We start from the raw sequence: 19,937 nt of genomic DNA, 5'->3' as shown, positions 1-19,937 counted from the left end.
GTTTTCCCTTTATCACCCCCAAAAGCCTGTTAGCCAGACTAGCATATTGCCAAAAACCTTGGTTAACTAAATTTCTGACAATTAGGCTTATTCTAGCGATGATTCCTCTGTCTGACCGCACCCCTTGACAAAAATTTATAATTATTCGACTTTTAGGGATCGCTATCGGGAGATAGTTGTTTTTTGTTACAGCAGTGGGGAGAAGGGAGCGGGTTTTTCAAGTTGGATTGGCAGTTAATCATGCTATTAAAAACCGATTCAGTATAACGAACCCGTTATGCCGTGTCCCTACAGATAGACTTCAACGGCTCTAGCATTCGGCGCGTCACGGAATGAAAATGCGTCTTGCGCCTTGATAATCTTCAATATCAACTACAATATCAACCAAACGGTTAACGCAACGATCTCGATAATCTGGCTCGGCAAGTAGTCGCTCAATATTACCGATTGTCACGACGGGTAATGATGTGGGGGTATTTTCCTCCCGCATCACTTGCTCCAGGGAATCTTTGCCTTTCATGCTTCGGTTAGCGGTGATCAGGATCATCTGATTGGCTTGAGCATACCGCCAAACAATGCGATCATCGCTCGTGACAGCTAACCCAACTTCTTCAAACAGAATAAAACGAATCGAGATCAAGTCAAGCCAACCACTCGCAGCAAGGACTCCGGCGAGGACAAGAGAATGCCCTCGTAAGTTATGATCAACTAGAAAATTCATGCCCGTGATGCCAACTTGGCTTTTTCCGCTTGAAGTTTTGCTCGAATGGCTTCTGTGCCTGGTTTTGGCGGCTTAGCAGCAATACGGGCAACTCGCTCACGATTTTGCTCTTCATAATACTGTCGCAGTTCTTCAGCTTCTTTGAGAACTTGCTGGTACTCAGCTTCTACATCCGCACGATGAGCCTCAATATAAGCCAGGGCAGCGTTAATTTGCTCTTCCGTCAGATCAAATAATCCCTGAATGAACTTAGGTGGATATTGAGCAGTCACATAATCCATTACATCATAGAGGGTGATGCGGGTTCCTGCGATTGTCAGTCCTCGCTCTGTACGAATGATAGCGGTTTGTTTATTTGATGCGAGCGTCATAGCTATAGTCTCAGTCTTTCACCATCTCATTCCATATTACCGCATGAAAAAGCAAGGTGAGCAAACGCCCACCCTGACTACTAATTCGCAAGCTCTTTAATCCTCAACCCAGACTTTCAAAATGTATTTCAGCCTTGTTCCTGCATCTAGCCAGTAGTGAACTCCAATATCTGGCAATTCAGTATCATTTGTGTGAGCATCACCAGGCCCCGTACTATAAGATCGGCGATCAAATTTAGACCACAGCTTCAATCAATGGGCATGGTGCGTTCCCCAAAAATTGATCGCTGGAGCAGTGGGAGCCACATTAGGGAACGCACCCTACCAGATCGGCGATCTGCTATGCAGTGCCTTCGGCATCGCACTGACAATTAGGCTCATTCTAGCAATGATTCTTCGATCTGACCGCACCCCTTGACAAAAACTTACAATTATTCGACTTTTAGCGATCGCTATCGGGGTATAGTTGTTTTTTGTTAGAGCAGTATGGAGCAGTCTAACTGATGGCTATATTTCCAGATTATCGCCCGCAGGAAACCAATCTTCATCGAGAATTTGTTCAAGGGAACCAAGGGGAATAGCGGGGAAAGTATCGAGGGGTAATTGAGAGCGGTCACTGGCATTTTTTCGGGCTGAAAGATAACATTCATCAAAAATTTCCAAAAGATAAGGTTTCAGACTAGGACTATCTTTAAGTTCATCTAATATATCGAGACGAAAAGTTCTAATCTCTCCCTTCCAGTGACCTTCGTTTCTCTCTCTTTCTGCCGCCCAATATTTGAGCTTAAGTAAATGTTCTAATAATCGGGTTAACAGACTTTTAATTGTGCGCTTTTCACTCCTTCCCATACTTGCTAACTCCTCTAGTAAATTCTCCAAATCTACCCGCTCAAACTGTCTGGCTTGCAGTTGATTAATAGTAGTTCTAATCCAGAGATAAAAGTCTTCTTCGTACATGGTTTTATTATCCATAATTTACCTCTATATATTACTCATGGTTATTAGTGGGAAACCAATCTTCATCGAGAATTTGTTCAAGGGAACCAATGGGAATAGGGGGGAAAGTATCAAGAGGTAATTGAGTTCTAACTTGAGCCTCTTTTCTAGCAAATTGATAGCATTCCTCAAAGATTTCCAGAATATAGGGTTTTAAACTAGGGCTATCTTTAATTTCTTCGATTATTTGTCGGCGAAAGTTGATAATTTCCCCTTTCCAGTGACCCTCATTTCTAGATTTTTCTCCTGTCCAGTAAGTTAGTTTCAGCAAATGTACCAGTAATTGAATCAAAAGATTTTCAATTTTGCGCTTTTCACTCCTTCCCATACTTGCTAATTCCTCCAGTAAATTCTCTAAATCTACCCGCTCAAACTGTCTCGCTTGCAGTTGATTAATAGTAGTTCTAATCCAGAGATAAAAGTCTTGTTCGTACAGAGTTTTATTGTCCATAAATACTTCCTTTAAATGAATAAATGGGGATAATCATCAAACTTAACTATATAAACTAGCCACATATTCACCATAGCCATTATAGGGCAGAGTTTCGATAATTTCCCAAGATAAATCACTTCTACTGCCGATAAATTTCTCCGTTGCTTGCGACCAACGGGGATGGGGTTTACTGGGGTTAACATTAGCCTCAAAATCGTATTCATGAGCGTCAATTGTGTTCCAGTAGGTGGCGGGTTGTTTGGCGGTAAATTCAATTTTTACTATTGATTTTGCCCCTTTAAAACCGTATTTCCAAGGAATAACCATTCGCAAGGGTGCGCCGTGTTGTTTGGGTAAATCATGACCGAAAATTCCCACGGCAAAGAAAGCTAATTCGTTGGCCATTTCTTCAATTCTTAAACCTTCTGTATAGGGCCAGGGTAAGGCTCCTAAATGTAATCCTGGCCCCTTAGTAATTTCGGGATCATAAAAGGAGGTAAAACGGACGAATTTAGCTTCTGGTTTTGGTTCCACTGCTGCGATTAAAGCACTCATGGGAAAACCCAGCCAAGGTAACACCATTGACCAAGCTTCCACACAACGAAAACGATAGATCCTTTCTTCGAGAGGAAAGGTTTTTTTAATAGTATCTATATCGTAGGTTTGGGGATTTTTTACCAATCCTCCCACTTCTACCGTCCAGGGATTCGTCGGTAATTTCTGCGCTTTTAACCAGATATTTTTCCCCCCTCCGAACTCATAAAAATTGTTATATCTCCCCGCTACAGTTTCGGCAACTATGGGGCGATTTACCGTTAAAAAATTCGGATTCTTGCTGAACCCTGCAATTTTAGGTAATTGCAAACTTTTTTCTAAAGCTTCCGAGGAAGAGGATTTACCACAAGCAGTTAATAATAGGGAACTCCCCGCAATTCCTGTCCCGATTAACCCCTGTAAAAAGCGACGACGGTTAAAATAAACACTTTCGGAAGTAACTTCATTTTCGGAAATTTGCCAAGATTTAGCTAAACGAATTAAGACCATAATTATCCCCAATTTTATTGACAAAAAAGCAGAGTTATGATATATGATACCACAACTCTGATTGTACAATATTTTGTCAGTTTTTTTAAGAAATTTCGGCGAGCATGGGGGCAGTCACCAGAGGTTCCCGTCGTCCTTTTAAGACCATGGGAACTCCTCGCGAGGGAGCAAGGGTGACACCGCGACGGCTGGGTTTTTCGGGGGTATTATTAACTAGAGTTAACTGATAATTGGCCAAAATTGTGGCGATAGCGATTTTCATCTCGTAGATAGCTAAAACTTCCCCGATACAACGACGCGCCCCACCACCAAAAGGCATATATTCGTAGGGGGTGAATTGTTTTTCTAAAAAGCGTTCTGGTTTAAAAGTATGGGAATCGGGGAAAGTTTGCTCGCGGTGGTGGGACAGATAAATACAACCCATAAGAATTGTCCCTTTTTCTAAAGGATAACCATCTAGTTCTACCGGTTCTTGCACTACTCGCGGGAAAGTTAACATTCCCACGGGATGAATGCGTAAAGTTTCCGAACAAACCGCCGAAAGATAGGGTAATCGAGTTATATCAATGGGGTTAGGATTATCTCCTAAAGTGGCTATTTCTTGCAGAATTTTTGCTTGAATTTCTGGATAGCGATGAGTCCAGTAGAGCGCCCAAGACATAGCGGTGGCGGTGGTTTCATGACCTGCGAATAATAAGGTCATTAATTCATCGCGCAATTCCTTATCGCTCATCGGGTTGCCTTCTTCATCCTGGGCCGACATCAGTAGTGATAAAACATCGGTACGATTGGGGTTAGGATTAGCTTTTCTTTCGGCAATTTCTGTATAGATAATATCATCAATTTTTTCTTGGGAACGCTGGTATTTTCCCCAGGGACTCCAAGCACCCAAATCAGCCCGCAAAATTGGAAAAAATAACAAAGAAGCCATCACCGGAGAGTTAAAAATATCGAGCATTTCAGCCAGAATTTTTTTCAGGGTTTGATAACGTTCCCCTTGACTAATTCCAAAAACTGCCTCCATAATTACTTGTAAAGCAATCGCTGTGGTCGCTGAACGGGCTTTAAAAGGTTGATTTTGGGGCAATTCTGCCATTACTCTCAGGGTAATATCGCGGATTAAATCGCCGTAGAAACGCATTCTTTCCCCGTGAAAAGGTGGCAATAAAAGCTGACGACGTTTTTTGTGGATATCTCCGTCTAACATGACGACGGAATAATCACCAATAATCGGGGCAATAATCCGATTAGCTTCCCCCGGTGCCGAAAATTGTTTCCGGTCATTAGTTAAAACCTGTTGTAGAGCCGCAGGACTACTGACAAAGATAAAATTATCTACAGTTAAACCCACTTTTGTGCTAAAAATATCGCCATGCTTGCGGGCGGCATTTTCCATAAAACCCACGGGATTAATGATCCATTGTGCCATTTGCACGAAGGTGGGGGCTTTGACCTTGGGGAGGATTTTCATAGATTAATTGCTATATCCAATGCTAATTATTTCTAATTCTGACATTTTTTCCTCAGAGACGGCAAGGTGTAATAAGCTGCCCGCGCATTTAAATTGCTGATTGAGATGAGGCAAGGGGCAAGAGGCAAGAGGCAAAAGTAAAGGGATTAGGGGAGATTAAGCTAATCTAAGGATAGGCGGTTAAGATGCGTCTTAGCTTATCAAGTAAACAGCAAAAATTACCGGGCTGTTGCCTGTCTTATCTTCCAGGAGAGAGAGGGATTTTCTGGGAATTTTCAGGATTGCCTTTCTGGTCTAAACAATGATAATCGGGGTAGAATAGCCCCAGTTCTATTTAATTCGCTTCTATAGTTCAATCTCTCTTTTTTCATTCCTTATAGGGACTTTTTATGATTATTTCCAAGTTTTTGCCCTTAGGAAAAACTGTGATTATCAGGCATTTACTGTTATTAACTACATTCAGCCTTGTTTTTTTCCTGACTACTCCCCCCGCTTTTGCCCTCGAATCCAGTGCCTCCACCGCTTTTAATCCTCAAACTATTCTTTTCCATGCCTTAACTTGGGTGGATAGTTTGGGGGCTGTGGGAGCGATCGCGTTTATAATTATCTATATTCTAGCTACTGTGGCCTTTTTTCCAGGTTCAATCCTGACTTTAGGGGCTGGTGTGGTTTTTGGCGTGGTTTTAGGCTCTTTTTACGTCTTTATCGGGGCAACTATCGGCGCTACTACCGCTTTTCTGGTGGGACGTTATCTGGCTAGGGGTTGGGTGGCGGAAAAAATTCAAGGTAATAGTAAATTTCAAGCTATCGATGAAGCTGTGGGGAAAGAAGGCTTAAAAATAGTGCTTTTAACCCGTTTATCTCCTGTATTTCCGTTTAATCTGCTCAATTATGCCTATGGTGTCACCGGGGTTTCCCTGAAAGATTATCTACTAGGTTCCGCAGGCATGATTCCGGGGACGATAATGTATGTCTATATTGGCTCTTTAGCGGGCAATCTTGCCACTATCGGAACCTCGGCGCCAGCCACTAACCCAGTTTTACCATGGACTATTCGCCTTATCGGTTTTATCGCTACTGTTGCTGTCACCCTCTACGTCACAAAAATTGCCCGTCAGGCCCTGGCATCAGTTATCAGTGAGTAAACCCCTCAATCGCCATCCCCACCCCACTTCGCCCTTGAGTGGGGACTTAAGGGGATTTGTTGACAGGGACTAAAAGAGAGCCGGTGCTGAGAAGTAAGTCCATAGTTGCCAATCGCTTCTAGGTGTTGAGCCGTGCCATAACCCTTGTGACGAGGGAGTCCATAATCGGGATAGCGTCTGTGCCAACGAGTCATTAAGTCATCGCGCCAGACTTTGGCTACGATACTAGCCGCCGCAATTACCGGCGATTCTTGATCTCCCTGAATTAGCGCCTTTTGGGGGATTGACAAGTCTTTAATAATGTGCTTGCCATCGATCAAACAGAGACTGGGGGAAAGGGGTAATTTCCCGATAGCTCTGCTCATTGCCAGTAGGGAGGCATGAAGAATATTCAAGCGATCGATCTCTTTCACCGTAGCATAACCGATGCGACAAACAAAATCCCGTTGTATTTGCCGGCTCAATTTTTGTCGTTTTTGGGGGCTAAGTTGCTTACTATCCTTCACCCCCAACTCCCACAGCCGGGCAAAACCAGAGGGGACAGTGACCACTACCGCCGCCACCACGGGGCCAAATAAAGCCCCGCGCCCCACTTCATCGACACCGGCAATTAAGGGTTCTGCGCTCATGACTCATCGGCAGTGGCAGAGGAACGACGACGACGACGACGCAGCACCGCAGTTTCAGCCTCTACTTGTGGCTCCTCTGTCACCTCGGCGCTCACCGGGGTTTCTAAAGGAATGACTTCGCCCAGAAAAACTGGAGTTTCGGACGCAATCGGTTCGGGAGTAAAAGTCACTGGCGCACTAGCTTCTTGGCCGATTTCCTGACTAACTTCGCTAGTGGTGGAACGACGACGACGGCGCACTAAGGGACGATTTTCGGCTTCCTCTCCAGTTTCCATCCCTTCGACCGGTGCGACCTCTGCTTCTAGGGTGGGAGTCAAGGATATTTCAGGAATGGCAGCAGGCGTTTCTGGGTTTTCCACTTCTCTTTCCCCTGGCAGTTTCACGGAAACAATCACCGATTTCGGGTCTTTAAACTCCTTATCCACCAGAATCAGGGGAGAAATGCCCATTAAAGAATAAACTTCCTGTTCTACGGGGGTCATTTCCACGGAAACCCTTTCCCGTTCGGCGACGGGGATATTTTTGCCCGCACTGGCATCTTCTCCCCGTTTCGAGAGACGGGCGGGGCGTTCTCGTTTTTCCTCAAGGCGTTGGGGTTCTGATTCCGGCTCGATTTCGTTGTTAACACCGTTAGTAGAGGCTTTTTCGCTCCGTTCCTCTTTTAGTAACAGTTCCGAGGGACGACGACGACGGCGACGGCGAGAATTATTAACCTGTTCTTGATAGTTGGGATGGAAGGAAAGATCCATCTCTTGGGCGTTTTCTTCGGCCTCAAATTCGGAGAAAACTTCTAGATAGGGTTCGGCCGCCGCAACGCTAGGAGCGCTCTTATCGGGTAGAACCTTTGTATTAATCGGCGCAACGACAAGGGTTTCTTTTTCCGCACGGCTAAGGGTGGGGGTTTCTAGGGCGATGGCGTTGCCTTCTCCTGGTAGATGGGCTAAATGGCCCAGTCCGCCGCAATGGTCACAGGTTTTGCCGAATAATTCATAAATGTTTTTCCCCTGACGCTTACGAGTTAATTCCACTAACCCCAATTCCGATAATTGGGCAATCTGGGGCCGGGCCTTATCGCTTTTCAAGGCCTTATTAAACAATTCCAGCAGTTTCAACTGGTCACGACGGGAATCCATATCGATGAAGTCCACCACCACCACACCGCCGATATTTCTCAAGCGCAGTTGTCGAGCGATTTCTGTGGCGGCCTCGCTATTAGTCCAGAGTACGGTTTCTCGGGCTGTGGCCGAACGGGTAAAGGAACCGGAGTTAACATCAATTACCGTTAAAGCTTCCGTCGGTTCGATGATAATGTAGCCGCCAGAGGGTAAATCAACCCGGGGTTTCAGGGCCTCGCGAATGGCGGCGTTAACCCGGAAATAGTCGAGAATTGGCTGGGTTTCCCGATGGGAGTCGATATAAACCCCTTCGAGAGCTTTGCCGCCGCCCCAGTTCGTCAATTGCTGTTTAACTCGTTTTACCGCCACCGGGTTATCCACAACAATGCGATTGACATCGGCACTGTACATATCCCGCAAAACCCTTTGAATAAAGTCATCATCGCGGTTCAGCAGGGCCGGGGCGCGGCTGCTGACGGCCATCTGTTGGATATTCTCCCACTGTTTTTGCAGAAATTCCAAATCCTCGATAATCGCTTCTTCCGCTTTGCCTTCGGCCTCGGTGCGTACCAGCAAACCCATCCCCGCCGGTTTGACCAAAATCCCTAAAGCTCGTAAACGGGAGCGCTCGTCTTCACTGCGGATGCGACGGGAAAGATTCACCCCGCGACCATTGGGCATCAATACCAGATAACGGCCCGGGAGAGTGACATTTCCCGTTAGTCGCGGTCCTTTGTTGCCGGTGGGTTCTTTCATTACCTGTACCAGCACTTTTTGCTGGGGGGCCAGTAATTCCGTGATAGCACCGGCAGTTTTTTTCAGTCTTAAGGGGCCCAGGTCGGTGACATGGATAAAGCCATTGCGTTCCGCATCGCCAATATTGACAAAGGCCGCATCTATCCCAGGGATGACATTTTCTACTAATCCTAGATAGATGTCGGCCACCTGCTGATTACCTGTGGCTACAACTAATTCCTGAATTTGATCTTCCCAAAAAACAGCCGCTATATGGTGTTGTTCGGCTATGATTATTTGTTTTGGCATTCAATTTCCTCAATCTTTCGGTTTCAAAAGCGACGGACCATGGGCTATTTGTCTATGCTTTGAGGCTACTTCTGGAAATCTGGTCTTGTTAAGAAAGTTCTAAGAAGATGAGTCCGCATCGTTAAAGCCTCATCTTGATGTTCATCTGCCTCTCAGACCTGGGAACTGAGTCTTGGTTTCAGTTGTTAAGTCTGTTTGGCAACTGCCGGCTTGACCCACAATTGGACAAGCACAGCCAGGAGACGAGATTTTCAATTAATCCCTGAGTCTTGCTCGATAACAGCATTTTTTATCCGTTTCCGCTGGTTCTGTCTATCAGAATCTAGGAAAAAAGGAGTTTTTGAGTTACTCCCCTCGGCAACGGGTTTCTGTGGACGGGAAAAATAGCGCACTTTTCAATTTTCCAAAAACCACGATTCTTTTAAGAAATGCTTTAATCGAGTCTTATAGACGACTATAACTCACTCGGTCACTCTCTGACAAGACGATGATCCCCTGACCAAGATAAATTTTTCGGGGCAAGAAAGGAGTCAGGAGCAATGATAGGCAATAAAATAGACCTAAAAAGCTATATAGCCGACTTTTTAGGCTAAAATTCCCTTTTTATCCCCTTTTGGCTTTCTTAAGAATTAATTAACCCGCTAGTACCGCTAGTATTATCGACGAGATGACCAGATTGACGGTTTCCTTAATCCCTTAATTCCTGTTCTGGTAAGGCGATAACGTTCAAAATTCCCTGTAAATCGGCTTCTGACTCGATTTCTAGCAATTCTTGCCGGTAGGGACGATAACGGTATAGTCGATAACCTTTCCCCTCTAACCATCGGGCCACGGCTAAATTACTGCCTTGATTACCGGCAATATTTTCGTAGAGAATCAAGCGCTAAATAATCACTCATAATCTAGTATGGCCTGCACCCATTTGGGCGGACGAGAAATCGGATTACCGAGGCGATCGAGAACTAATAACGCCACTAAATGCACGGCAAATAAGTATAATAAACTATTGACAAATATGCCCACAACTGCTACCGATTGCACTTGCAGCAGCGTCGGTTTAGCGAGAATCCCTAACCAGGTGAAAATCCAATCGATAAAATTAGTCGCTTGGGTAATCACATATAACCAGAGATTTTCGCCTAAAAGAATTGAAAACAGCCAAAAACGAAAGAATAAACCAAAAGCCCCCAACAGTCCCCCGGTCAAGATAGAAAATTCCCAGCGCGCACCCCGGCGCCAGCATAGCCCCAATTGTAACCCCATCAAGCCGTGGGGAATCAAAAAGACGATACTGCGAGTCGGTCCCATTAACACCGACAAAAGTAAACTAGAAACTAATGCTGTCATCCAAGCACAACGAGCGCCCCAACGTAAATAGGCTAAAGCGATAGGAATCGGGAAGAAAACCCTTAATAACGGTCCCAGGGGAAAATAATAATCAATTAACCAGATTAAACTGGTAGCACTGGCCAAAAAAGCCGTCTCCACCGTGATCAGGGTAGCGATAGACTTGAGAGGAGATGGTTGGATAGGTTTGGTTGTGGGTTTATCTAGGGGTTTCTCCTCTTCCCCCAGATCTACCCAATTGGTTTCATCTATTGTCTCTTGTGAGGATTGAGCGGGAGCATTAGCGTTAGAATCGTTCATTCTATCAGTTATCCGGTGGTCGGGACGGGGTGGCCAGCTATTCTTAGCTTAGACTTGTGACTCCCAGTCAGGCAAGAGGCAAAAGGGGGAATAAATAATCAGTCTTTAATAAGGGACTTGCATGGGAATAATATCCCAATCGATCGGAGGGCGCAAGCTTTGCGCCCCTACAGTAACGGATTTTGTCCACAATGTAGGGGCGAACTGCGTTCGCCCAAAAGGTACAGGGTTTGCGGCAAAAAGTACGGGCGAATGAGTAGGTAGTGGATTGTTTCAGCTAATTTGGTGTATTAGAAAAATGCTAGAAATTCTATAATCTAAGACTTTAAGCCGAAATCTATTGCCCTATTTTAGCTGAAACAGTCCACTACGGCTCTCAATTTTCTAAAAAAAAAATCGACCCGTCTAAGGGCGGGAGACAAAGGGCAAAAGAGCAAAAGAACAAAGGGTTACAGAGTCCTCCCAGCACCGCACACCACCCGAAAACCGAAGTTGCCGCTGTCGTCGTCGCGGCGGTAGTAGTAGTAGCGGTAAGCAGAACGGCAGTAAGCGGGATTGAAGCACCAAGAACCGCCCCGCAGACACTTAAAGTGCTGAGAACGATTATCATTATTGATAAGCCACGCCGATCCATCCTTTGGCGCTCCGATATAGTTATCGTGCCAATCGTCTTCGCACCATTCCCAAACATTGCCACTCATGTCATACAGTCCCCAAGCATTGGGGTTTTTCTGGCCCACAGGATGAGTTTTACCCCGAAAGAACCCCGAATTTCCGTCATACCAAGCGTAATTTCCTAATTGATTAGCATCATCACCGAAATAATAACGAGTAGTGGTCCCCGCACGACAAGCATATTCCCATTCCGCTTCCGTCGGTAGGCGATAGGTTTTCCCTGTTATTTGACTCAATTTCTGACAAAAAGCTTGAGCATCGTTCCAACTAACATTTTCTACCGGATTTTGCGGATTATTTTTAAACCGAGAGGGATTGGTTCCCATTACTGCTTGATATTGTGCCTGAGTCACAGGATATTTCCCAATCGCAAAACTGTTGACTTTAACTTGGTGTGAAGGCTTTTCATAATTGAAAGCATCAGAATCACTGTCAGGAGATCCCATGAGAAATTCACCTGCTGGTAAGTTCACCATCTCTAGTGTTACTCGATTGGGTAGTTTTTCGGTAAATGGAGTAGGTGAAGCAATTAGGGGTATTGGTGAAACAGGCTTTTTGAGTGCTTGTAAGGCATTTAAAACCTGTTGTGCTGTCCATCTTTGTCTTCTATCTTTTTGCAAACACCCTTCAATAATCGGTTTAAACTCTTTCGGTAAACTGGGGATTTGTAGCTCACAATTTATCACCTTTACCATTAATTGATTATTGTCATTATTGAACTTATAGGGAAATTGATTAGTGGTCATTTGGATTAACATAATACCTAATGACCACAGATCCCAAGCTGAGGAAATATCACCCCTAAAGGCTTCGGGAGGCATATAAATAATTGTACCGGTATTGTGGACTGTTTGAGTGTGGCTTTTGTTATTTAAGGTTCTAATTAAGCCAAAATCTGCTAACTTGTATTGTTGATTAACCTTGAGGATATTACCCGGTTTTAAATCTCGATGCACTTTATTTTGTCGATGAAGATAATTTAAGCCCTGGGCGACTTGAGCAGTAATATTTTTAATCTCATCCGCTGACAAACTGGCTTTGGCAATGTGATTTTCTAGGCTACCCTGTGCCAATTCCATCACTAAATAAAGCATTTCAGTATTGAGAAAAGTAAATTCCCCCACCGCATAACTCTTAATTAAATTAGGATGTTCTAACTTTCTGGAATTTGTTAACTCAATTAATTTATCATCGCTACTTTCGGGGATAACTTTAATGGCAACTTCTTTGACCGATGTATTTCTGACCATTTCACTAGCATGAAATACACCACCAAAACCACCCGCACCGAGAAATTTATTAAGACGATAGGGGCCTATTTGTTGCCCTTCTAACATCTTCATCATTTGGTCTAGCATAATAATAACTCCTGAATTAGCCAATTTTTACGTTCTGTAACTATCCTATTAAGTGGGTGGTTTTAACGAAGGCAAGAGGCAAAAGCTTTATCGAAATGTGTAATTAATTTTGCTTAGGTACTTAATACTAAATCTGGCTATTAAATACTGATTATTTATTCCCTCGAGTAGAAAACCAGTTTCTCGGAAAAACCCGTTTTCTGTGGGTTACTCAAGGGATTTAGTATTAGTATGACTTGGGGTTCGGTTATCTCATTATATTAAAAAAGGTGGGCGATAAACCCACCAGAAAAATAATCAAAAAACCTTAACGATAATTAGGATTTTGGATATCTCTAAGACGCGCTTCGGGGCGTTTAAATCTGTCCATTTGTGCCTCAAAGAATTGACGATTTTTCAGTAAATGTTTGGGATTAGGATCGTCGAGGGGATAGAGTAAAGCAGTGCGTAGAGCTTGAATAACTGCCGAAGTCACATTATACATCGAACGCTGGAAACTAATCCCCAATTGAATCAAAATATCATCTTGCCCCCGGCAGTTTTGCTGATAGTAATCAATCAGATATTGGGGTAAAAAATGATACATATCATCCATTAACAAAGTGGGAGGAATTCCCGCAGTACCCACGGGGAAAACATCCGCATAAAGAATGCCATAGTGAAAGTCTTTTTGTTCGTCAGGAACCTGTTTTGCTTGGGCATTATAGGACTTTGTACCCCGGAAGGGAGCAGTACGATAAAAGACCGCTTCTACATAGGGTAAAGCTGCTTCATAAAGCCAAGTAAAAGCCTTTGATTTGGGGATAATTTCGTAGCATTGACCATCAATATAAACGTGATGATAAATCGGCCGCCCGGCGATGGCAAAAATGCCATTAACGAGGAAATTCATGGCATCAGGAACACCTTTAAACCCTCCTTCATCGTAGATATCAGACATCTCGAAAAATACCGGGGCCATCACTTCCCAGAATAGTCCTAAATTAGAGTAGTAGGACATCATCCGCACCTGTTCCAAAAACATATCGGGGAACAGGTCATAAAGTTTCATCATCACCGGGTTTTTCTTGAAATAGGCCTTAATAGCGCGGTCGGCATTTTGGCGATATTCTTCTGAATCAAGATAGGCATCAAATAAACCCCAACCCATATCGCGGCCATGCCATAACATGGCTTGCATACAAGCTTCAGCAAATTCCATATTAATACGGTCATGCCAAAGATGATGGATTAATCTGGGCATTTTTCTGGTTTTACCTTTATCCATGAATTCTAACAATTCAGGGTGAGCGGAACCCGTACCGCGCCAGATGCGTAAATCGGCATTATCGCCAGCGTAATGATTTTGTAGGTCTAGGTATTCTTGGGGCAGAAAATATTTAAAAAAGGGCAAAGGATCGAGGAAAACTCGTTCGGCAATATAGAGCAGATCTCGCCAATAAAAATCCATCGGCACGGCATAAGCTTTATAAATGCCGATAATTTGCATCAGGTTTTCGGGAGTATCCGGCAACATGGATCCACCCGCTTCTAAACGGTGGATAATGTCGGCGAATTCGTGATTAGAAGGGGGAATTTTGGCTTTGATTAATGTCCCAGTCATAGTTTTAGGTAAAGTAATTAGCAGCGGTTACAATAATTCGGAAACAGCAAGGGATAACTAACTATTACTCAAAAATTTACCCCGATTCAACCAGTTGGTTTTTGAGGACTTTTGCGGAGATTTTTTGAAGACAAAACTAGGTTTTGCTTCCCCCGATAAGCTGGCAACCATCGAGTTAGTGGTGGGTTCAATCCAACGGACTAAATAATTGGGTTGAATACCTAAAAAGATGATTAATACCATTAGGACAAAAGCGGGTATAGTTTCCGATTTCAGGACTTTGGGATAGTAGGCAAGTTTATTATCCAATTTACCAAAACAGGTGCGATTAAGCAGGATAACAAAGTAAACCGCCGTTAAACCGGAAGCGATGATACAGAGAACCGTCTGCACGGGAAAACGGGAGAAACTACCCTGAAAAACGATAAATTCCGCCACAAATCCCACTAATCCGGGAATCCCGGCGCTGGCCATACCGGCGAGAATTAATAGGGCGCTAACCAGGGGTAAACCGCGAATTGGGTTCATTAAACCGTTTAAAACGTCTAAATCTCTAGTTCCGGCTTTGCGTTCGACGATGCCCACCAGATAGAATAAGAGGGCGAGAATGAGACCATGGCTAATCATTTGCGCGACGGCACCAAGGACGCTTAAACCCGTGCCGGCGGCGGCTGCTACCAGTATATAGCCCATGTGACCGATCGAACTGTAGGCCACCATGCGTTTAATGTCTTTTTGGGCAATAGCGCTCAAGGCCCCGTAAATAACGCTAATAACGCCGATAATTGCCAGTCCGGGGGCGATTAAAGACCAAGTTTCCGGGAATAATTGCAGACCAAAGCGAACTAAGCCATAAGTACCGAGTTTAGCGAGGATACCACCTAATAAAATTGCTGTAGCGGGGGAAGCTTCCGTATAGGCATCCGGTAGCCAAGTATGGAGAGGTACGAGGGGGATTTTGATGCCAAATCCCACTAACAGCAGAGTTAAGAGCAGTAATTGGGTTTTTTGGGAGAAATCGGCGGTGGAGAGGGAGGAATAGTCAAAAGTACCACCGTTGAGGAAACCTATCCCTAAAAATGCCGCTAGGACTAATAACCCAGAGACAGCAGTGTAGAGAAGAAATTTAATCGAAGCATAGCCACGTTTTTCGCCTCCCCAGATAGCAATCATCAGATAAAAGGGGATTAATTCTAGTTCATAGAAAACGATGAACAGCAGCAGGTTTTTAGCCATTAATGCCCCAGAAACCCCGGCGTTAATCAGGAGGATTAGGATGTAATAAAGTCGGGGACGCTCTACTTTTTCTTCGGTACTATAGATAGCTATTCCTGTCAAGAAACAGTTTAAAATAATTAACGGTAAGGACAAACCATCGACTCCGAGGTTATAACTTAAACCGATTGGTTTTGCCCATTCGCGGTATTCAGAAAATTGAAAGCCATTACTGGTTAAGTTATATTGGGTCAGCAGGTATAAAGACCAAAGGAGGACGGCGGCAACAAAAAAGAGGGTAATTTGACGTAATTTTGCTGGGGCAAATTTATCGGGGAAAAGACCGACGATAATTGCTCCAATTATTGGCAACCAAAGCAGGGTACTGAGCATATTGGTATCGATCAAATTTATAATGACTGGGATGAGAAAAGGATTAGCCAACCGACACGATGACTAATCTAGAATTGACTAAATTAAGCTCACTTTGCCGGTATCGAGATCGTAGTAGGCTCCAACAATTTTTAATTGTTTTTTATCTACTAAATCACCCATGACTGGGGACTTGCCTAATTTCTCTACTTGATAGTTAACATTGGATTTAATTGCTCGCTCAAGTTTGTTGGAACCGGGTTGTTTTTCAGCCCGATCAACTCCCACCTGTAGGCCATCGATTAAACGACCGATTTGTCCAGGGAAACGACCCCCTTCAATGGTGGCTTTTACCGCTCCACAACGAGAATGGCCAAGGACAACAATTACCTTGGCTCCTAATACCAACGTGCCGAATTCGAGGCTACCAATTTCTTCGGAAGTGGCTAAATTTCCCGCTACCCGACACACAAATAGATCTCCTAATCCTTGATCAAAAACAATTTCTGCCGGCACGCGAGAATCGGCACAGCCCAAAATTGCCGCAAAAGGGGCTTGACTTTCGGCCACTTCTGTGAGCCGAGTTTGATCGCGGTTAGGACTTTTTTTTCTTCGTTCCCAGAAACGTTGATTGCCTTCCATGAGCATAGTTAAGGCCTGGTCTGGGTTCAATCCTTGATTTTGAGCCGTTAGCCATGGCTGGGAATTAACAGCAGTTTGGGCGTTAGTTTTGGACAACTGAGAACCCAAAACAGAGGCGGCTAGACTGGTTCCCAAAAAACCACCCCCATAACGGATTAATTGGCGACGAGAGGTATTGAACATAGGTAATTGTTTCCATTAATCAGGACAAATCCTATTGTCAAGGCCGGGGATGCTAAAGAAAAGCCTAAGTTATCAAATCTTTAACTGAAAACTAGAGAAATTTGTGCTAGTAGGGGCCAGCAGATGATAATACCAATCAAAGCCACCCCCAAAATAATCGACAGAAAGTAAAATTGGGTCTGTCCCGAGACGTTATATTTCAAACTCTGACCACCAAAAACCGTGGCTAATCCCACCAGATTAACGATGCCATCCACCAGAAAGGTATCGATCCAGTTAATAATTTGCGAGATTAATCCGACGACAAAAACGATGGTGACTTTATACAATTGGGCGGTATAAAGGTCGTTGGCAAAGAAATCTTGAAGGGCTTTCGGTTGAAAAACGATCGGTTTGGAGATATTTTCATTCAGATAAATATAGGCTGCCGGAATTACGCCGGCAGCAGTGGAAAGCACCAAGAGAAAAGCCACTCCCAGATTTAAGTTACTTGGTAATAAATGCCATTGCGCCAATAAAATCGGCAAATGAAGGGCGAAACCCATGGTCACAGTCATGGGGATAACTAAGGGCCAAAGAGCTTCCGGAGAGCGCAGGGTCATCGGTTTGATTTTACCGCCAAAGAAAACGCAAAATTCTCTAGTGACACTAAAGGCAGTTAAGGCATTGACCAACAATAGCACTAATAACAGTAAACCACTGATTTCTGCGAGGCGATCGCCCATGCGGGCTAAGGACCAAAAACCACCAAAGGGAGGCAGTGCGACTAAACTAGCGGCACCGACGAGATAACAAATACCGGAAACGGGACGACGGGACCATAAACCGCCGTATTGGCTTAAATCTTGGCTGATATTATTCCAAACGATGTTACCCACCACCATGACTAACAGGGACATAGCGATCGCATAAGTAAAGAGTAACACTAAAGCTGTTTCCGTTTGTCCGGTGGCCACAGCGATAAAAATCAGTCCCATGTAGGCACTGACGGAATAGGAAAGGGAGCGCTTGACATCGATCTGTGCGATCGCAATTAACCCCGCACCGATAGCAGTAACAGAGCCAACAATGATCATCACCTGTAAGGTTAAGGGCGATAATTGTAGCACCGGCTCTAATTTGACCAATAACCAAGCGCCAGTGGAAACGACGACGGTATTCCGCAGAATTGTCGCTGGCATCGGTCCTTCCATGGCCTCATCTAGCCATAAATGCAGGGGAAATTGAGCGCATTTGCCCATTGGACCGGCAATCAGGGCTAAACAGAGTAAATTAGCCACATTGGGGTTTAAATTGGCTGTAGCCGCCCATTCTGCCAATTGGTCAAAGTTCCAGGTTCCCGCCAGGGGTAAAAGGGCCACCACTCCCATCAAGAGGATTAAATCGCCAATCCGTTTGGTTAGGAAAGCATCCCGCGCCCCCGTTACCACCAGAGATTGATTAAACCAGAAACCAATTAGCAGATAAGTGCCGAGGGTGAGAACTTCTAGCACACAATAGCTGAAAAATAGCGAATTACAGATAACGAGGGCGCACATACCCCCTTCAAAGAGAGCGACGAGAGAATAAAACCTTGCCCAACCCCAATCCATTTCTAGATAGGCGATCGCATATACCTGCGCGGCGAGGTTTAAGCCAGTAATTAGCAGTAACGCCCCGATATTAACGGCCGAAATCTGCACATCTAAAGATATGCTTAAATCTGCGGCATTTAGCCAATTAAATGCTATAGATTGCGGCGGACGACCCCAAACGGCGAGCAAAGCAAAAAGACTATGCAAAAAAGCCCAGCAGGTCATGATCAAGTTCAGATAACCGGCCGGTCGCGGGCCGGTTTGCCGGATAATACCGGGAGACCAGGGTAGAGCGAGAAGTGCGCCCGCAAGGGCATAAAGAGGTACCAACCAGATAGTCTGGCTGAAGGACTCGAACATATAACCACCTCAAGAAGAAAAATGATCCTGAATTAAAGTTTAAGGTTTAATGGCTCACTAATAAGCTGTCACCATTTTTTAACGGGGCATGAATGGGGATGGTTTGACTAGCTTCCAGCAGGTATTTTAAAAAAGCATCGGCAATCACGGAAAGTTGTTTTCCGGCCAGATAACAAACGTACCAATTGCGCTGAATTGGAAACTGTTCCACGTCGAGGATGGCTAATTCGCCGTTTTCTCCTTCCGAGATGAGAGTGTGCTTAGATAGTACCGATAGCCCCAAACCGCCAGAAATAGCCTGTTTGATGGCCTCGTTACTGCCTAATTCCAAGCGCACCCTAACTTTAATATCGTGGAGATTAAATAATTTTTGTACCGCTTGCCTGGTTCCAGATCCCGATTCGCGCATAATAAAAGGTTGATGGTTGAGGCACTCAAGGGGAAGATTTTTCTGGCCCACCAATGGATGATCTCGTCGCGCCACCACCACTAGGGGATTTTCGAGGAAAGACTGAGAACACAGTTCCACTTCTTCCGGCGGTTGACTGAGAATATACAGGTCATCCTCGTTGTTTAACATTCGCTCTTGCAGTTTCTGATGATTAGTCACTTGCAGGGCAATGTCAATACCGGGATACTGTTGACAGAATGCCCCCAGTAATCGCGGCACAAAGTATTTAGCGGTGGTAATTACGGCTAAAGTTAGCTTTCCCTGTCTAGTTCCCTTAATATCGGCCACTTTCATTTGAAAGTTGTCCAATTTATCAAAAATCTCTTGACAGGTGAACAGTAATTCCTGACCCGCTTCAGTTAAAAACAAACGTTTGCCAATTTGCTCGAATAGCGGTAAACCGACGGCTTTTGTGAGTTGTTTGACTTGGGTTGAGACGGTAGGTTGAGTGATAAATAACTCCTCGGCCGCCTTGGTAAAGCTACTGTGTCGAGCGGTAGCCTCGAAAACCCTTAACTGGTGCAGGGTTGCCTGTATCAAGTTCTTATCCTCTTCTCAATAACAACTATTTGTCACCATCAATCCTAACGCCTTTATAGATTCTAGTCAATTAACTTTTTGATAAATATAGACTCTACTAGATATAACCGCAGCTTAAGACCTTTTTCAGCTTTTTTCACCTTCCTCCCCCATTACCCCATCTCCCCCACTCCCCCATTACCCCATCTCCCCCACTCCCCCATTACCCCATCTCCCCAATTCATAATTCATATAGCAATTCCCATAGTTGTGAGGTACAGAGTCTTAGGTTTTGAGGAGTCAGGAGTCAGGAGTCAGGAGTCAGGAGTCAGGAGTCAGGAGTCAGGAGTCAGGATTCAGGAGTTAAGA

The 19,937-nt window shown here is 44.5% G+C and carries 17 protein-coding genes; 1 reads left to right on the top strand and 16 read right to left on the bottom strand.

Features of this window, described 5'->3' with window-relative positions:
- Window positions 1-325: 325 nt before the first annotated feature.
- The 6 genes from N0824_RS04495 to N0824_RS04470 form a co-directional block, all read right to left on the bottom strand.
- Window positions 326-721, bottom strand: coding sequence for a DUF5615 family PIN-like protein (locus N0824_RS04495; RefSeq protein WP_108935877.1), 396 nt, complete (start codon window positions 719-721; stop codon window positions 326-328).
- On the bottom strand, window positions 718-1,092 hold the full coding sequence (locus tag N0824_RS04490; RefSeq protein WP_108935876.1) for a DUF433 domain-containing protein: 375 nt from the start codon (window positions 1,090-1,092) through the stop codon (window positions 718-720). The genes N0824_RS04495 and N0824_RS04490 overlap by 4 nt, the downstream gene beginning before the upstream one ends.
- A gap of 507 nt (window positions 1,093-1,599) precedes the next feature.
- Window positions 1,600-2,064 carry a DUF29 domain-containing protein gene (locus N0824_RS04485; protein WP_108935875.1) on the bottom strand — a complete coding sequence of 155 codons (465 nt, stop codon included), beginning with the start codon at window positions 2,062-2,064 and terminating at the stop codon, window positions 1,600-1,602.
- 16 nt (window positions 2,065-2,080) lie between these two features.
- Window positions 2,081-2,539 carry a DUF29 domain-containing protein gene (locus tag N0824_RS04480; protein ID WP_012265437.1) on the bottom strand — a complete coding sequence of 153 codons (459 nt, stop codon included), beginning with the start codon at window positions 2,537-2,539 and terminating at the stop codon, window positions 2,081-2,083.
- A 42-nt stretch (window positions 2,540-2,581) separates the two neighbouring features.
- A complete protein-coding gene (msrP, locus tag N0824_RS04475) occupies window positions 2,582-3,565 on the bottom strand; it encodes a protein-methionine-sulfoxide reductase catalytic subunit MsrP (RefSeq protein WP_004268434.1) in 984 nt (327 codons plus the stop codon).
- An 85-nt stretch (window positions 3,566-3,650) separates the two neighbouring features.
- Complete coding sequence (locus N0824_RS04470; protein WP_108935874.1) at window positions 3,651-5,036, bottom strand: cytochrome P450; 1,386 nt, start codon at window positions 5,034-5,036, stop codon at window positions 3,651-3,653.
- Window positions 5,037-5,425: 389 nt separating this feature from the next.
- Here N0824_RS04470 and N0824_RS04465 point away from each other — a divergent pair, with 389 nt between their 5' ends.
- Window positions 5,426-6,181, top strand: a complete 756-nt coding sequence (locus N0824_RS04465; protein WP_108935873.1) for a TVP38/TMEM64 family protein — start codon at window positions 5,426-5,428, stop codon at window positions 6,179-6,181.
- Between the two features lie 5 nt (window positions 6,182-6,186).
- Here the strand turns inward: N0824_RS04465 and N0824_RS04460 are convergent, their stop codons facing one another.
- The 10 genes from N0824_RS04460 to N0824_RS04415 all read right to left on the bottom strand — a co-directional run bounded on the left by N0824_RS04460 (window position 6,187) and on the right by N0824_RS04415 (window position 19,589).
- Window positions 6,187-6,810: a ribonuclease HII gene (locus N0824_RS04460; RefSeq protein ID WP_108935872.1), complete on the bottom strand. Its 624-nt coding sequence runs from the start codon at window positions 6,808-6,810 to the stop codon at window positions 6,187-6,189.
- Entirely contained in the window at window positions 6,807-8,969 is a 2,163-nt protein-coding gene (locus N0824_RS04455; protein ID WP_108935871.1) for an Rne/Rng family ribonuclease, read from the bottom strand. Before N0824_RS04455 ends, N0824_RS04460 begins: the two co-directional genes overlap by 4 nt.
- A gap of 688 nt (window positions 8,970-9,657) precedes the next feature.
- Entirely contained in the window at window positions 9,658-9,849 is a 192-nt protein-coding gene (locus N0824_RS04450; protein ID WP_108935870.1) for a hypothetical protein, read from the bottom strand.
- An 11-nt stretch (window positions 9,850-9,860) separates the two neighbouring features.
- Window positions 9,861-10,616 (bottom strand): DUF2232 domain-containing protein, encoded by a 756-nt coding sequence (locus N0824_RS04445; RefSeq protein WP_046662641.1) that lies wholly within the window; start codon window positions 10,614-10,616, stop codon window positions 9,861-9,863.
- Window positions 10,617-11,065: 449 nt separating this feature from the next.
- Window positions 11,066-12,649, bottom strand: a complete 1,584-nt coding sequence (locus N0824_RS04440; protein WP_108935869.1) for an SUMF1/EgtB/PvdO family nonheme iron enzyme — start codon at window positions 12,647-12,649, stop codon at window positions 11,066-11,068.
- A 307-nt stretch (window positions 12,650-12,956) separates the two neighbouring features.
- Window positions 12,957-14,252 (bottom strand): CO2 hydration protein, encoded by a 1,296-nt coding sequence (locus N0824_RS04435; RefSeq protein ID WP_108935868.1) that lies wholly within the window; start codon window positions 14,250-14,252, stop codon window positions 12,957-12,959.
- A 57-nt stretch (window positions 14,253-14,309) separates the two neighbouring features.
- The gene (locus tag N0824_RS04430; protein ID WP_108935867.1) at window positions 14,310-15,860 is read right to left on the bottom strand and encodes an NADH-quinone oxidoreductase subunit M; all 1,551 of its coding nucleotides are present in this window, start codon (window positions 15,858-15,860) and stop codon (window positions 14,310-14,312) included.
- Between the two features lie 78 nt (window positions 15,861-15,938).
- Entirely contained in the window at window positions 15,939-16,664 is a 726-nt protein-coding gene (locus N0824_RS04425; protein WP_108935866.1) for a carbonic anhydrase, read from the bottom strand.
- An 80-nt stretch (window positions 16,665-16,744) separates the two neighbouring features.
- The gene (locus N0824_RS04420) at window positions 16,745-18,598 is read right to left on the bottom strand and encodes an NAD(P)H-quinone oxidoreductase subunit F (RefSeq protein ID WP_108935865.1); all 1,854 of its coding nucleotides are present in this window, start codon (window positions 18,596-18,598) and stop codon (window positions 16,745-16,747) included.
- 46 nt (window positions 18,599-18,644) lie between these two features.
- Window positions 18,645-19,589, bottom strand: a complete 945-nt coding sequence (locus N0824_RS04415; protein WP_108935864.1) for a LysR family transcriptional regulator — start codon at window positions 19,587-19,589, stop codon at window positions 18,645-18,647.
- Between the last annotated feature and the right edge of the window lie 348 nt (window positions 19,590-19,937).

This window comes from Microcystis sp. 0824 (assembly GCF_003112475.1).
Lineage (GTDB): Bacteria > Cyanobacteriota > Cyanobacteriia > Cyanobacteriales > Microcystaceae > Microcystis > Microcystis aeruginosa_C.
The sequence above is the reverse complement of the archived record's forward strand: the minus strand, read 5'-3'. Positions and strand labels throughout refer to the sequence as shown.